Origin of the sequence: Chryseobacterium sp. SN22 (assembly GCF_008329705.1) — a bacterium.
Taxonomy (GTDB): Bacteria; Bacteroidota; Bacteroidia; order Flavobacteriales; family Weeksellaceae; genus Chryseobacterium.
Genome location: NZ_VTSX01000001.1, coordinates 152,915 through 169,093, shown reverse-complemented (window position 1 = coordinate 169,093; position 16,179 = coordinate 152,915). Strand labels below are relative to the sequence as shown.

The window sequence follows — 16,179 nt, the reverse complement described above, 5'->3', positions numbered from 1 at the left end:
AGAATTTTCAGCCGTACCTTTGCCGCAGATTCTGAAGTATGGTCAATTTTGTTCTGATTGCAGTATGCATCATCGCGGGAATGGTGTTCAAGGCAACAAAATCCATCCACCCCGATGCACATAAAGGCATCAACACCTGGATCCTCTATCTGGCGCTTCCTGCCGTTTCGTTCAAATACCTTCCGAAAGTGCAGTGGACGGCTGAAATGCTCTTTCCCATCGTCGCTACCTTCCTCATCTCGGTCTTCTGTTTTTTCTTTATGAAGTTTTACAGCCGTTACAAAGGCTACTCCGGGCGTTCTCAAAGTACGCTGGAACTCATCAGTGGGTACAGCAATACTTCGTTTATCGGCTTCCCGCTGGTGGCCGCATTTTACGGTGAAAACCTTTTAAGCATTGCCGTGATCTGTGACCAGACCATGTTTCTGGCCCTTTCGACACTGGGCATCATCGCTGCTGTAAAAGGAGGAGGCCGATCCGGAGAAGTAAGTACAAAGTTTATCCTGAAAAGGCTCATTACCTTTCCGCCGCTCATCGGTTGCATTGCGGCCCTGGTTCTGTCAAGGTTTATCGATTTCTCATCGGCAGAACCTTTTTTTGACAAGCTTGCGGCAACCGTAAGCCCGCTGGCTCTATTTTCTGTAGGGCTTCAGCTGAAATTCAACGGCTGGAAAAAATTCATTCCCCAGATGTCTGTTTCCATGTTCTACAAGCTGATTCTGGCTCCGACATTGGTTTTAGGCCTTGCTTTAATTGCCGGCATCAAAGGCAATGTGGCAAAAATCACCGTATTTGAAGCCGCAATGCCGACGGTTCTTACCGCAAGCATCATCGCAGAACCATTCAGATTGAATACAAAACTCACCAATTTAACAATAGGTTTCAGCATCATCGCCGGCCTTTTCACCTCTGCCATCTGGTACCGATTGACGGAATTCTTCTTTTAATCCAAAATAACCCTAACCTTCAAACTTGCAAACTCTCTAACTCTCAAACCTTCTGCTTGTAAGGAGCTTAATCCGGCTATCCACTGTATCTTTTTTGTTTTTCAGTATTTTAGGACCATAATGGATATAGCCAGCAAAAAAACAAAAAAGGATGCCGTTCCTATCCGGGCTAGGACAGTCTGCCTCAGCTTCATATTTACGCAGAATTTAACAGAAACAAACTTACCGGTTCTGCTCCATTTGCTGAGTAAAATCGAAGATTCGGCGCAGTTAAACGCCTTTGCGAACGAAAAATGGGCATATCAATATCAAATGAATTCTTTACAAACCCGCGTTTAAAAATAAATCAGTCTTCCCCGGAAAAATAGAAAATACTCCCATTTACCTCCCTTAAAAATTGCACTTCTCTCAGGAAAATTTTAATTTTACATTTTAAATATTTCCCTTGAATTACGCCCAGATTATTTTACCGTTGAACCTGAAAGGATCTTTTACCTATAAAGTTCCTGAAGAATTAATAGCCGGAATCCAGATCGGAATGCGGGTTTTGGTTCCGTTCGGCGGAAAGAAAATTTATACGGGAATTGTGTTTGAGCTTCACGACAATGCGCCCGAAACGTTTATTGCAAAAGAAGTCATCAGTCTGCTGGATGATCAGCCGATCGTTCCTGAAGAGCAGATCCGGTTCTGGAACTGGCTGTCCGAGTACTACCTGTGCGGGCTGGGTGAGATCTACCGTTTTGCATTCCCTTCTTCCCTGAAGCTGGAAAGCGAAACCTACCTGAAGCTGAAACCGAACGTTACCGTCGATTTTGAAAACCTGGATGTCAACGAAATGTACCTTATTCAGGCTTTGGAAGTCCGCCAGCTCATCAACCTTACCGATATCGAAGCGTTTATTCCGAAAAAAGACATCATCAAAACCGTTAATTCATTAATTGATCTGCAATACATTGAAATCGACGAAAAGATTGCGGAAAAATACAAGGCGAAAGAAGTTGCCTACGTAAAGATCAAGGATAGCGTCCTGCAGAATCAGAACCTGACGGAGATTCTTTTGAAGCTGAACAAAGCCAAAAAGCAGAAAGACCTTTTCCTCCACATCCTGGAAAAGCAGACCGAAAACCCGGATTCTCACCTCAAAAAAGCAGACCTTTTCGAAGACGGATATTTCGGAAGTTCGCATTTTAGAGCTTTAACCAATAAAAATCTGGTGGAGGAATATTATATGCAGAAAGACCGGCTGGAAAGCTATGAAGGTGAAATAGAGGAACTTGAAGAACTTTCCGAAGCCCAGGAATCGGCAAGAACAGAAATTGATGAAGCCTTTGAAGAAGGGAAAAACGTTCTGCTTCATGGAGTTACTTCATCGGGAAAGACACATCTGTATTTAGAGAAAATCGAAGAATGCATTAACGAAGGGAAAAATGTCCTGTTCCTGCTTCCTGAAATATCCCTGACCAAACAAATCACCCAGCGGCTGGAAAAGAAATACGGCCGTCAGCTCGGTTTTTACCACCAGAAACTTACCGATTTTGAAAGGGTGGAAGTGTGGCGCCGAATCCGGCAGAACGACATCAGGATCCTTATCGGAACCCGGAATTCCCTGTTTCTGCCGTTCAAAAATTTAGGCCTGATTGTCGTGGATGAAGAACATGATTCTGCCTACAGGCCAAGGGAAGTTTCCCCTTATTTCAATGCGAAAGATGCGGCTTTGGTGCTGGGGAATTTTTACCGTGCAAATGTGATTTTAGGTTCGGCAACGCCTTCTGTCGAGAGCTATTACAACGCCCGCAAAGATAAAATGAAATATATTTCCCTGGAAGAACGCTTCGGCAAGGTCAGTCTCCCGGAATACGAAATCATCAATTTCAAAGAAGCCCAGGATTCCAAAAAAGTATCCGGAAATTTTTCGCTGCACCTGATCGATGAGATAAAAAAGGTACTGGAAGAACGGAATCAGACCATTGTGCTTCACAACCGCCGGGGTTATGCCAATGTGGTGGAATGCGAGACATGCGGATATGTGAATTACTGCTCCAACTGTGATGTGGTGATGACTTATCATAAGGCAGCCAATGAAATGAAATGCCATTATTGCGGCCAGCGGGCTTCCAAACCGAAAACCTGCCCGAAATGCCACTCCGAAAACCTTAATGAAAGAGGAGTAGGCGTGGAACAAATCCATGAAGAGGTTTCCAAGCTGTTTCCGGACAATGAAGTGGACCGCATGGACGTGGATTCGATGCGGAAAAAATTTGCCTACGAAAAGCTGTACGAAAAAATCGAAGCCCGGGAAACGGATATTCTGGTCGGAACCCAGATGATTTCCAAAGGCCTCGATTTCGATCATATTGAGCTGGTGGCCATTCCCAAAGCGGATTCTTTATTATACGTACAGGATTTCCGGGCGGAAGAAAGAGCCTATCAGCTGATTACCCAGGTTTCCGGAAGAGCGGGAAGGGTTTCCGGAAAAGGTAAAATCCTGATCCAGACCTTCAATCCCGAACATTCTGTTTTTCAGCTGATCAAAATGCACAATCCCGCCAGGATTTACAAATATATCCTGACGGAACGCCAGAAGTTCCATTATCCGCCTTTTACAAAGCTAATCATGATCGAACTGAAGCACCGGCGCGAAGACAAAGCCAACCGCGCTTCCCAGTTTTTGGGTTCCGTCCTCAGGAAATACCTGCCGGAAGACTGTATTTTGGGTCCGGAAAAAGCCCAGATTGCCAGGCTGAATAACCTCTACCAGTTTCAGATTATGCTCAAACTTCCGAAAGGCAAAAAGTATGAGGAATATAAAAAACTTGTGCTGGCCAGCATCAAAGAATTTGAGGAAATCCCTGCCTATCAAAGCATTAAAAAGGACATTTTTGTGGACTTTTAACAGTTTTTAACAAAATTTATAGACTTTTTATAATAGTCTACTGAACTGCCATACAACAATATTTTCTACATTTGGCCGTTGATTATATGTTTGGAGTTTAACTTTCAATTTAACCCATTGCCTGTTATCCGATCCAAAATGTAACAAAAATTGAAAGATAGATGGTAAATTTCAGAAAATATATTTCAGGTGTTGCGGTGTTGGCCTCAGGGTTCTTCCTGTCACAGTCTACCGTTTCTACCGTTCTTTATTCTCAGGCTTACGAAAATCAGAAGAGCAGCTTAAACTTACCTTCCCCCATCACTTCCATGGTGGAGAAAACGATTTTGTCGGCCAAAGAACTTGTAGACATTAATGTAAACACAATGATGGCCGATCCGGTGTTGAAAAATGCAACCTGGGGATTCGTTGTGTACGACCCGAAAACGAAGAAGGTGATTTCTTCGTATAATGAAAATACACCGCTGGTTCCGGCTTCTACAACCAAACTGCTGACAACGGAAACCGCCATGAGCATGCTGGGAGAAAACTACCGTTGGAATACCCAACTGGAATATTCTGGAAGTGTAGACGAAAACGGCGTACTGAACGGAAATCTGTACATTGTAGGCAGCGGCGACCCCTCGTTGGGAACCAATAAAGGCGGAGCCTGGGCATACCGGGATATCGTAACGGATTTCAAGGAGGGACTTTCCCGTGAAGGAATCAGGAAAGTAAATGGTGATATTATTATCCAGACAGCGCTTTTCAAAGGCAATATTTCCAGGCTTCCGGAAAATGTTGTTTGGTTGGAAAACAACAATTACTACTTACCGGCAGGAACCACACGCGAAATCAACCCGGCCAATGAAAAACTGATCGTAAAAAAAGCAGCCGGCCTTTCCGCGGAGAAAAAATTCTTCTACGTTTCTCCGTACAACAACCAGATGGTATATGCCGACAAATACGAAGGTAATGGAGTTTTAACCACCAAATTGCCTGATGCGCCGGCTTACCTGGCCAATACCTTCAGAACAACGCTGGTGAAAAGCGGGATTCCCGTTACCGGAAAAGTAATTCCTAAAATGACGGATGCCAATCCTGAAGCCAGAAAAATGGTTTCGGTATACAAATCGCCTACCTTAGCAGATATTATTTATTATACCAACCAGCACAGCGACAACGGACTGGCTGAGGCTTTACTGAAAACAGTAGGTTTCCAGAGTCTGGGAGACCAGACCACCGAGTCCGGCAGAAAAGTGGTAACGGAGCATCTTAAAAATGACGGCTTTGATATGATGGGCCTTAATTATATCGACGGAAGCGGACTTTCCAGAAGCAATAATGTAACTCCGATTGCACAGGCCAAATTCCTGACTTCTCTAATGGATGAAAAATTTTATAAAACGTATCTGAATTCATTGCCGGTAGGAGGGCAGTCCGGAACTTTGAAAAGAATGTTCAACGGTCTTGGAAACGGACAGGTTTTTGCCAAAACGGGAACTCTGAATAAAGTGAAAACCCTGGCCGGATATATGAAAACAAACACCGGGAAAACACTCGTTTTCTCCCTGATGGTAAACAATTATGCAGGGTCGGTGGATATGGTGAAGAAAAGAATGGAAAAAATTCTGGAGCCTGCACTGGATTTGTAGATCAATCAAAACTTAATTAATATAAAAGCCTTTTAATCAATGATTGAAAGGTTTTTTTATATCTTTGATACAATTAATTAAAGAATGAGAAAAATTTACTTTTTGGTGCTGAGCGTTTTCGTTTTACAGCAGTTTTATGCTCAGAATGAAAATATTGAACGGAAAGCCATGATGGCGAAAGAGATAAAATCTTTTGCACACAAAATGGCTGCAGGGAATACCAACCCGAATACACTGAATTACGACCTTCAGTATCAAAGGCTCGATCTCACCATAAATCCGGCAGTCTATAATGTTTCAGGTTCGGTGACTTCCCATTTCAAACCGAATCAGAGCATAAGCAATATCTATTTTGACCTTGACAATCAGCTGACGGTTTCGCAGGTTCAGTACCACGGGAATACATTGGCTTTCCAGCAGCTTCCTACCAAAGAAGTAAAAATTGATTTCCAGTCGGCACTGGCGGCCAATGTCCTGGATTCCCTTACCATCACTTATTCCGGAGCGCCTCCCACAGCTAACAATGCTTTCTTTAACGGAACCCAGGGCGGAACCGCCGTACTTTCCACTTTAAGCGAGCCCTACGGAGCGCAGGACTGGTTCCCGACCAAACAGAGCTTAAATGATAAAATCGAAAGAATAGACGTTAAAATAACGACGCCTTCCCAATACAGCGTGGCATCAAACGGAAAGCTGATGTCGGAAACGGCTTTAGGAAACGGGCAAAAACGTACATTCTGGCGTACCCAATATCCTACAGCCGCCTATCTGATTGCCTTTTCCGTAACCAACTTTGTGAAATTAACGGATACCATGGGGAATCCTCCTTTTCCGTTTATCAATTATGTCTTTCCGTCCACTTCCACGAATGCGACCAACATGAGCAACATCGAGTGGACGAAAACGGTGATGAACACTTTTGAAACCTATTTCGGGCCTTATCCTTTCAGAAACGAAAAGTACGGGCACATGGAATTCCAGCCGAGTGCCGGAATGGAACATCAGACCATGTCTTCCATGGGCGGATGGAACAGGGGACTGATCGCACATGAGCTGGCCCACCAATGGTTCGGAGATAAAGTAACCTGCGGGGCATGGAACGACATCTGGCTGAATGAAGGTTTTGCCACTTACGGGGAACACCTGGCTAATGAAAAACTGCTGATGTCCAATACCGAGTTTTTAAGTTATTTATTAAATCAGAAAAACTTTATTACCAGTTCCACAGGCGGAAGCGTGTATGTAGAAGATGCCAATTTAGCCAATGTAGGGGTGATCTTTAGTGGTAGATTGTCTTATTCCAAAGGAGGCTATGTTTTGAGGATGATCAAATGGATTTTAGGGGATACCGCATTTTATCAGGCGGTTCAGGAATATCATTCAAGACCGGCACTGGCTTACAATTATGTAAAAACCCAGGATTTCAATGCTTCGCTACTAACGTCTACCGGAAAGGATTTTACCGAATTCTTCAACGACTGGATCTACGGCCAGGGTTATCCGACGTATGACATCCGCTGGAAGCAGGTTGGAAACACCGTGACATTCAGGGCAGCCCAGACGCAAAGCAGCAATACGGTAAGCTTCTTCGAAATGCCTTTGCCGGTAAAAGTGAACGGTACCGGAGGACAGGTGGCTTATTTTGCTTTAAACAATACCTTTAACAACCAGTATTTTACACAAACGGTAAATTTCCCGGTGGCCAGCGTGGAATTTAACTATGAATATCAGATCTTGGAAAAGAATTCTACCGTAACACAGGACAATACATTGTCTGTTTCACAAGCGGTTAAAGATCAGTTCGCCTTATATCCGAATCCTGCAAAAAATGAGCTTAATCTGAAAGGAATCAATCAGCCGACGGATTTCACGATTTATTTTATTGACGGGAAGCTGGTGCGAAAAGGAACTTATCAGCCTGAAAAGCCGGTTAATATTTCGGAATTGGTTCCGGGGACCTATATTTTCAGGATTAATGATAAGAACGTTAAGTTTTTAAAGAAATAAATCTTCAGAATGGAAATAACAGAGCCGTTTCATAAGTGCGAAACGGCTTTTTTTATTAAATTAGCACATCATAAAAATTACTAGAAATGATCTCTGAAAAGTATCTTGAAAATTTACGGAACGAACTACAGAATATTGAAAATGACGGGCTTTACAAAAAAGAACGGATCATCACTTCTCAGCAGAGTGCGGAAATCGAAGCCAACGGAAAGAAGCTTCTGAACTTCTGTGCCAACAATTATCTGGGATTATCCAACAACCCGGAAGTAATGAAAGCTTCTCAGGATATGATCGAATCCCACGGCTACGGAATGTCTTCGGTGCGTTTTATCTGCGGAACCCAGGATATCCACAAGCAGCTGGAACAGAAAATCGCCGATTTTTTAGGTCTTGAGGATACGATTCTGTATGCTGCCTGTTTTGATGCAAACGGCGGGGTTTTCGAACCTTTGTTTACGGAAGCAGATGCCATCATTTCGGATGAGCTGAACCATGCATCAATTATCGATGGGGTTCGTCTTTGTAAAGCGGCAAGATACCGTTACAAAAACAACAACATGGAGGATCTGGAAGCACAATTAATCGCCGCTTCCGAAAAAAATCACCGTTTTAAAATTATCGTAACAGACGGCGTGTTCTCAATGGACGGAATTGTAGCCGACCTTAAAGGTGTTTGTGACCTGGCCGATAAATACGATGCTCTGGTGATGGTCGACGATTCCCATGCTACCGGATTTATCGGAAAGACGGGCCGCGGGACCCATGAAGCCAATGAAGTAATGGGAAGGGTGGATATCATTACCTCGACCTTAGGAAAAGCTTTGGGCGGTGCGCTTGGCGGATTTACTTCCGGTAAAAAAGAGATTATCGATATGCTGAGGCAGCGTTCCAGACCATACCTGTTTTCCAATTCCCTGGCTCCCGGAATCGTAGGAGCGGCACTGAAAGTACTGGATATGATTTCCGAAGATACTTCCCTCCGCGATAAAGTAATGGAAAATGCCGAATATTTCAGAACGGAAATGAAAGCCAAAGGCTTTGATATTCCGGACGGTGATGCTGCGATTGTTCCGGTAATGCTTTACGATGCGCCTTTAGCCCAGAAAATGGCGGAGAAGCTGATGGATGAAGGAATTTACGTGATCGGGTTCTTCTATCCTGTGGTGCCGAAAGGAAAAGCAAGAATCAGGGTTCAGCTTTCTGCAGCCCATACAAGGGAACATCTGGATAAAGCCATTGCCGCTTTTGAGAAAGTGGGAAAAGAACTGAATGTGATTTCTTAAAAATAAGTAACTCTACATTTGTAGAATAAAAACAGGGTTTCCTATATTTGCGGAAATCCTTTTTTTTTATGAATAAACTTTATATCACTGTTTTAATGATAATGTCTCTTACTTCCTGTAAGACAAAACTTAATCAATATGTTCAGGACGAACGGAAAGTTAACAGGCGGAATGGAAAGTGGGTGGAAGAGTATTCGGCGGACGAAGGGGCGCTCGTAGCTACCGGAAGATATAGGAATGGGGAAAAAGTAAGAACCTGGAAGACTTCTTTTAATGGAAGGAAATATCAGAAGGATGTGATCAGGAAAGAGGTAACCAAAACCAAAAAGTATTTTCCCAATGGCAACATCATGGAAAAAGGCCAGTCCAGGCTGGAAATTTCAGACCGTGAGCGGCACTGGTTTTATTTCGGTCCGTGGAAATATTATGGTGAAAACGGAAAGCTGCTCTACGTAAAAGTATACCGGCAGGGCCAGAAAACGGACAGTATCTCAATGGTACAGTAGTAAATTTACCCTGGATTATTTATGGTTTTCCGGTATCATAAAAGCCATCTTGCTCACCGGCTAATAATTATAAATAACACAACGAAGTTTTTTCCTTCCGGATATTCTGCATTATGTTTTTAAGTTGATATTGGTTACCCTTATTTTACCGTCATTTTTTCGTATTAACCCTTCTTTTTTTGTGAAATAACTTATCTTTGCAAACAAATTTTTAAGATGCTTTATACCATCATCAAAGCGCTTCATATTATATTCATGGTCAGTTATTTTGCAGGGATTTTTTATCTGGTAAGAATCTTTGTGTATTATAAAGACACTGATGCATTTACAGAAGATAAAAAGAGGATCTTGAGGGAGCAGTACATCTTCATGGCCCGCCGGCTGTGGAATATCATTACGGTTCCGGCAGGAGTGATCATGGCGGTTTGCGGTTTGGTCATGGTTTTTCTGAATACCGGGCTGATGAAGACCCCCTGGTTTCATCTGAAGCTTACATTCCTTGTCGGATTGGCTATCTACCATTACTGGTGCTGGAAAAAAGTATTGAAATTAAAAGAATTAAACGGCAGTACCCTTGAAACCGCCAACATTAAACTGCGGCAGGCCAATGAAATCGCAACTTTCATTTTATTCCTGGTCGTTTTCACAGTGATCCTGAAATCGCAGGTTATTGAATACTGGTGGCAATTAATTGCCGGATTTTTCGTTCTGGTATTTTTAATCATGATGACCGTAAAGCTGGTGAATAAAAACAAGAAAAGTAATAAACAACAGTGAATGGTGAACCGTCGATGATGAATGTTCATCTTTTCTAAACCCCTGATAAAAACTATGATTGCAATTTTAAAAAAGGAACTTTGGAGCTACTTCGGGAACTGGAGCGCGTGGATCATCATCGCAGCTTTCAGTCTGATCGCGACGCTGTTTCTGTTTTTTTTCGAAAACGATTCCAATATTTTTGAGATCGGGATGGCCTCCTTACAGAGCTATTTCGTTTTGGTTCCGTGGTTGCTGATGTTCATCATTCCGGCGCTTTCCATGAAGACCTTTGCGGAAGAGCAGCAGACCGGAACCCTGAACTGGCTGTTTTCCCAGCCTTTGAAAGTTTCGGATCTCGTATTCGGAAAGTTCCTTTCGGTATGGATCGTCGGGATTCTCTGCCTGATTCCTTCGCTGATTTACTTATACACCGTTTACGTATTAGGTGTTCCGGAAGGGAACATCGATCTTGGCATGACGTTCGGAAGCTACGTAGGATTAATGATTCTTATCGCGGCATTTTCCGGAGTGGGAATTCTGGCTTCTTCGCTTTCCCAGAATCAGATCATGGCTTACCTGCTGGGTGTTTTTATGTGCTTTATCCTGTATTTCGGAATCGAGCAGCTGGCAAGTTACAAACTGTTGGGCAGTGCCGATTTTATTTTACAGAGCATAGGCTTTTACCAGCACTTCTTAGGATTTACGAGAGGGCTTATCGATTTTAAGGATGTCGCTTATTTCGTTTTCATCATTGGAGTTGCCTTGGTATTGTCCAATCATTTTATCAATAAAAAAAAGTAGAATTATGAAGAAGATATCATTTAAGTCTCCGTTAGGAATTTTACTTTTTGTAGTCCTGCCTTTGGTAGTTATTCTTGCCATTTCCGGTATCAGGCTGGATCTGACCAAAGAAAAAAGATACACGCTTTCTGACAACACCGTTAAAGTATTGGAATCGGTCAATAAGCCTTTGGTGGTGGATGTTTACCTGGAAGGGGATTTCCCGGCAAGCTTTAAGCAGCTGCAGGGGGAAACAAAGTTTATGCTGGAAGAATTCAGGAAAATCAACCCGAAGATCGATTTTAAATTCATTGATCCGATCAAAACCAAAATGTCGAAAGATACCCTGATGGCAATGGGCATGCAGCCTTCCATGCTTCCGGATATCAAAGACGGAAAGGTTTCCCAGATCATGCTTTTCCCGTATGCCGTAGTAAAATACGACAATAAAGGAGTTTCCATTCCATTAGTGGTTCAGCAGACAGGGATCGATGCTGATCAGCAGCTGACGAAATCCATTGAGAACCTGGAATACAACCTGGTTTCCAATATTAAAAACATTGCCGCTAACAAAAGAAAGAAAATCGGGATCCTGGTTAACCAGGATGAACTGAACCCGAGGGAATTCCAGGGATTTATGCAGCTGGCTACCGAAAGTTACGATGCCGGCCCGGTTATTCCTAAAAACCAGACCGAGCTGACGTTTGCGGATATTCCTACCTTAAAACAGATGAACGCGCTGGTCATTGCAAAACCGAGAAAAGCTTTTACCGACGGCGAAAAGGTCATCCTGGACCAGTACATCATGAACGGCGGAAAAACCCTCTGGATGATCGATGCCGTAAATGCCGAAATGGATACGCTGATGCGCTCCCAAAAAGTGATGCCTTTCCCGGTTGACATCAACATGACCGACTTTTTCTTCAATTACGGCGTCAGGATCAATCCGGCTCTGGTGAAAGATGTAAAAAAGTTTGCTTTGCTGAGGCTGGTGACCGGGGAAGTAAGTGGAAACCCGCAGTACACGAGCCTTCCATGGCCGTATTTCCCGCTGGGAATTGCGGAAAAGGACAATCCTATTACCAAAAACATCAACCCGGTAAAGTTTGAATTCCCGACGTCCATCGATACTTTGGGCGGAAGAAAGAATATCAGAACCCGTGTCCTTTTTGAATCCAGCGAACGGACCTTGCTGAAACAGGTGCCGAATTATGTAGACCTGAAAGAAATCTCCAGCGTCGACAGTCTCGGACAGATGGAAAAACCGAGCACCCCGAAAATTTATGCGGTATCCCTGGAAGGAAAGTTCAGCTCGGCGTATGCTTCAAGAATTGAAAGGAAATCATATCCCGGTTTTAAAACCAGCAGTCCTGAAAATAAAATGATCATCATCGCCGACGGAGATGTGGGCCGGAACAAGGTCCTGAAGGGCGAACCGCTTCCTTTAGGGGTCGATCTGCTGACCAACGAACAGTTCGGAAACGAGCAGTTCCTGAGAAATGCCTTAGACTACCTTCTGGACGACAGCAACCTGATGGAACTCAGAAACCGCAACATCGAAGAACGGCTTCTGGACCGTCAACGGATTACCGAAGAGAAAACAAACTGGCAATGGTTCAACCTGCTGCTGCCGTTAGCCATCATCGGAATCCTGGGAGGATTGTTTTTCTGGGTGAGGAAGAAGAAGTTTGAATAAATTATATTGAAAAGAGAAGCTTTTGCTTCTCTTTTTTATTTTTAAACTAGATTTTCCAAATTTTCTTTAGCCCTAAATCCTCCGTTTTTTAAATCATCTTCGGATCGTTCAATGCTGTTAACTAATGTTTCAGCATTAAAAGGAGTGGGCTCAGAATGATCTTTTTTCTCCAATCCGGATAAAATATACTCTTCAATTTCTCCAAAGAGATGCTCATCCTGTCATTGAGCAAGATAAGTGATTAACTTTGATTTTCTTGTCTGAAGATCCATAACTGAAGTATTTAAATCAAAATGAAAATTAATTTTAAATAATATAAACCGGATTATCTTAATTAAATGCTCTCCTAAACTCCCCCGGCGACTGCTTCACCTTCTGCTTAAACAACTTACTGAACGACTGCGGATGCTCAAACCCCAGTTCGTAGGCAATTTCGCTGACGGACAGGGTGGTGGTGCTCAGGCGTTCCTTGGCGTAATCGATCAGCTTGTTCTGGATATGCTGCTGTGTATTGTATTGGGTATGAATGCGCAGTAAAGTGCTAAGGTAATTGGGCGAAATGCTCAGCTGTTCGGCAATGGTGCTTACGGAAGGAATCCCGTTTTCCATAAGGCTCCCGTTTTCAAAATAACCGGTAAGCACTTCCTCAAACTTGTCGAGCAGCTCATGGCTGGACTTTTTCCGGGTAAGGAATTGGCGTTCATAGAAGCGTTCGGAATAGATCAGGAATAATTCCAGCTGGGCGACAATCAGTTCCTGGGTAAATTTATCGATGTTGTTCTGGTATTCCTTTTCAATGTTTTTAAATAATCCGACAATAATATTCTCTTCTTTCTCCGACAGGAACAGGGCTTCGTTGATCCGGTAGCTGAAAAATTCATAGGATTTCATCTTTTTGATGAGGAAAGTCCCCCAGAGAAAATCGGGATGGATCAGCAACAGATAGCCGCTGGGTTTTACTTCCACGTCGGGCTTCATCTCAATCCGCAGAAATTGCAGCGGGGAAACAAAACAGAGCACGCCGGAATCGAAATCGTATTCCTGCTGACCGTAATTGAACCGCGCATTCACATTCCTTTTCAGTCCGATCGAATAATAATTCTGAATCCATTTCATTTCGTCATCATTCACCGGATACTGAACCTTGCTGTAGTCGATCAGGCTGATCAGCGGATGTTCAGGTTTCGGCAGGCCGCAGAACGTATGGAAATCAGAAATGGAATTAAAACGGAAGGTTTCTGTTTGTTTCATGATACTAAATTATTAATTTAAAATAAACGCAGCCCAGGAAGCTGAACTTTAACCACAAAATTCACAAAAGCTTTTAGCATATAAGCTATTAGATTTAGATGCCCTCTTTCCATCCGGTGGTTAAGCTTCTCAAAACCCGGTGGCTGAGCGGAGTTAAAACCATACCGTCACCGGTACGGATCTGTGGTTTTATATCTCACAAAAGACATATAAGATTTTAGTTTGAAGCCTTATGTGTATTTTTAGATCACATACTGTTGACACCAGAAACTCCCGGCATCCAGCTTTTCTCATCCAGCCTATTACCTGGTTTTCACGATTATCTTACCAGAATAATTTTACCGGTATGAGTCCCGTTTTCCAGTAATCTGTGTGCTTCAGAAGCTTCGGAAAAAGGAAACGTCCGGAAGATCACAGGCTTGAATTGTTTGGATTCGATCAACGGCCAGACGTATTTCTGAACTTCTTTTGCCAGTTGTTTTTTGAATTCGTATTCTCTGCTCCGGAGTGTGCTTCCTGTGATCGTTAAACGTTTTGTCATCACTTTCTTTATATCGAGACGGGTAGGGCTTCCGTCCACTGCATTGATATGGACAAGTCTTCCGTTCGTTTTTAAAATATTTATATTTTTGGCTAAATATTCACCGCCAATCATATCCAGAATCACATCCACCCCTTCATTTTGCAGTTCTTCTTCAAAATTCTGAGTTTTATAATTAATGAATGAATCTGCTCCAAGGTTGAGGCAGGTTTTACCTTTTTCTTCGGAGCCGACGGTAACAATTACTTTCGAGCCTAAAGCACGGGCGATCTGAATTCCGGTAATACCGATGCCGCTGTTTCCGCCGTGAAGCAGAAGCGTTTCTCCGGGCTGAAGATTTGCCCTCTGAAAAATATTAGACCAGACGGTAAATACGGTTTCGGGTAAACTTGCCGCTTCTGCAAAACTAAGCCCTTCTGGAACCGGGAGGCACTGACCTTCACGAACACTGACCAATTCCGCATAACCGCCGCCCTCTAAAAGAGCGCAGACTTTATCACCGGTTTTAAAATCAGTTACATCCGGTCCGCATTTGACCACCGTTCCGGCGACTTCCAAACCTAAAATATCGTTGGAAACACCAGGCGGAGCCGGATAATTTCCTTCACGCTGAAAAATATCCAGACGGTTAAGTCCTGCTGCTTTTACTTCTATCAGTACCTGATCTCCTGATATTTCAGGCGTTGGATATTCTTGTAATGCTAAAACCTCCGGTCCTCCGGGTTTTGTAATCACTAATGCTTTCATTTTTTTTACGAAGTTTCATTTTAAACTTTTTTCCAGGTCAGTTTGAATGGCCGATCGGTCCAGTCTTCCTGCCGGAAATTACTTCGTTTAGACTTCATAATTTGTGCCGATACCTGTTGGAAGTATAAATAATGGAGAAGCGGTCTGAATTAAAGTAAACAAAGTATTCCCTTTTGTCTTTATTTAAAAATAATTCAGACCGCTTCAACTTTCAGGTGACAGGTCCTGAATTTTTGTTTTGATAAAAATTAAATCGCCGTCGATTCCGTTAGGCTTTTCCAGTTCTCTGCATCTTTTGTAAGTGCTTCAATCTTGTTGTTGAGGAACTCATGGGTTTCAATTCCCAGCAGAAAATGAACCGGTGGCTGCTGGGCCCTGCTAAGCTCGACCAGGGCTTCGGCCGCCTTTACCGGATCATTCGGTTGGCTTCCGTTGATGTCGTTGAGGTGGGCCTGTTCTGAATTTCTGGCCGATTCATAGGCTTCGATGGTGTGGGCCGGCGTTTTCGCTGATTCCTTACTTAAAAAATCCGTGCGGAAATAGCCGGGGTAAACAACCGTTGCATGAATCCCGAAAGCTTTGGCTTCTTCTGCCAGGGCTTCCGTGAATCCGGCCACGGCAAATTTGGTGGAACAGTAAATGCCCCAGCCCGGAAAATTCCCGGCATAACCGCCAATGGAGGAGATGTTGAAAATGTTTCCTGATTTTTGTTCCCTCAGATAAGGCATCGCGTTGCGGATTACATTCAGGCTTCCGAAAACATTCACATCAAAGTTTGCTCTTGCTTCCTCGTCCGTCAGTTCCTCAAGCGTTCCGATTTGGCCATATCCTGCATTGTTTACGATCACGTCAACATTTCCAAAATGTTCAACGGTTCTGGAAACAGCCCATTTTACGTTGTCATTTTCGGCAATATTCATTTCCAGCGGAAGAAAATTTTCCGAAGCTTTCCCGAAAGAAGCAACCAGCGATTCGGCGGTGCGGCTGGTGGCCGCTACCCGGAATCCTTCCAATAATAATTTTTTCACCAGTTCAAATCCCAATCCTTTGGAGGCTCCTGTAACGAACCATACTTTTTTTGTTTCCATTTCTAAATATTTGTTTTAATTGATGGTACAAAGATGGGAAGTTAGCT

12 protein-coding genes are annotated in these 16,179 nt (G+C 43.3%); 9 read left to right on the top strand and 3 right to left on the bottom strand.

Going from position 1 to position 16,179, the window contains the following annotated elements; genetic code table 11:
- Window positions 1-38: 38 nt before the first annotated feature.
- From FY557_RS00770 to gldG, 9 genes are all read left to right on the top strand, one after another.
- Window positions 39-947 (top strand): AEC family transporter, encoded by a 909-nt coding sequence (locus FY557_RS00770; RefSeq protein ID WP_149245389.1) that lies wholly within the window; start codon window positions 39-41, stop codon window positions 945-947.
- Window positions 948-1,392: 445 nt separating this feature from the next.
- On the top strand, window positions 1,393-3,840 hold the full coding sequence (gene priA / locus FY557_RS00765) for a primosomal protein N' (protein ID WP_149245388.1): 2,448 nt from the start codon (window positions 1,393-1,395) through the stop codon (window positions 3,838-3,840).
- 161 nt (window positions 3,841-4,001) lie between these two features.
- The gene (gene dacB, locus FY557_RS00760; RefSeq protein WP_149245387.1) at window positions 4,002-5,474 is read left to right on the top strand and encodes a D-alanyl-D-alanine carboxypeptidase/D-alanyl-D-alanine-endopeptidase; all 1,473 of its coding nucleotides are present in this window, start codon (window positions 4,002-4,004) and stop codon (window positions 5,472-5,474) included.
- A gap of 84 nt (window positions 5,475-5,558) precedes the next feature.
- Window positions 5,559-7,481 (top strand): M1 family aminopeptidase, encoded by a 1,923-nt coding sequence (locus FY557_RS00755; protein ID WP_149245386.1) that lies wholly within the window; start codon window positions 5,559-5,561, stop codon window positions 7,479-7,481.
- A gap of 86 nt (window positions 7,482-7,567) precedes the next feature.
- Window positions 7,568-8,764 carry a glycine C-acetyltransferase gene (kbl, locus tag FY557_RS00750; RefSeq protein WP_149245385.1) on the top strand — a complete coding sequence of 399 codons (1,197 nt, stop codon included), beginning with the start codon at window positions 7,568-7,570 and terminating at the stop codon, window positions 8,762-8,764.
- A 68-nt stretch (window positions 8,765-8,832) separates the two neighbouring features.
- Window positions 8,833-9,270, top strand: a complete 438-nt coding sequence (locus tag FY557_RS00745) for a hypothetical protein (protein WP_149245384.1) — start codon at window positions 8,833-8,835, stop codon at window positions 9,268-9,270.
- Between the two features lie 216 nt (window positions 9,271-9,486).
- On the top strand, window positions 9,487-10,047 hold the full coding sequence (locus FY557_RS00740) for a CopD family protein (RefSeq protein ID WP_149245383.1): 561 nt from the start codon (window positions 9,487-9,489) through the stop codon (window positions 10,045-10,047).
- A gap of 54 nt (window positions 10,048-10,101) precedes the next feature.
- Window positions 10,102-10,830: an ABC transporter permease subunit gene (locus tag FY557_RS00735; RefSeq protein WP_149245382.1), complete on the top strand. Its 729-nt coding sequence runs from the start codon at window positions 10,102-10,104 to the stop codon at window positions 10,828-10,830.
- A 4-nt stretch (window positions 10,831-10,834) separates the two neighbouring features.
- The gene (gene gldG / locus FY557_RS00730) at window positions 10,835-12,505 is read left to right on the top strand and encodes a gliding motility-associated ABC transporter substrate-binding protein GldG (protein ID WP_149245381.1); all 1,671 of its coding nucleotides are present in this window, start codon (window positions 10,835-10,837) and stop codon (window positions 12,503-12,505) included.
- Window positions 12,506-12,835: 330 nt separating this feature from the next.
- Here the strand turns inward: gldG and FY557_RS00725 are convergent, their stop codons facing one another.
- The 3 genes from FY557_RS00725 to FY557_RS00715 all read right to left on the bottom strand — a co-directional run bounded on the left by FY557_RS00725 (window position 12,836) and on the right by FY557_RS00715 (window position 16,132).
- Window positions 12,836-13,756 (bottom strand): helix-turn-helix domain-containing protein, encoded by a 921-nt coding sequence (locus FY557_RS00725; RefSeq protein ID WP_149245380.1) that lies wholly within the window; start codon window positions 13,754-13,756, stop codon window positions 12,836-12,838.
- A 319-nt stretch (window positions 13,757-14,075) separates the two neighbouring features.
- A complete protein-coding gene (locus tag FY557_RS00720) occupies window positions 14,076-15,044 on the bottom strand; it encodes an NAD(P)H-quinone oxidoreductase (RefSeq protein ID WP_149245379.1) in 969 nt (322 codons plus the stop codon).
- A gap of 248 nt (window positions 15,045-15,292) precedes the next feature.
- Complete coding sequence (locus tag FY557_RS00715) at window positions 15,293-16,132, bottom strand: SDR family NAD(P)-dependent oxidoreductase (RefSeq protein WP_149245378.1); 840 nt, start codon at window positions 16,130-16,132, stop codon at window positions 15,293-15,295.
- Window positions 16,133-16,179: the final 47 nt, after the last annotated feature.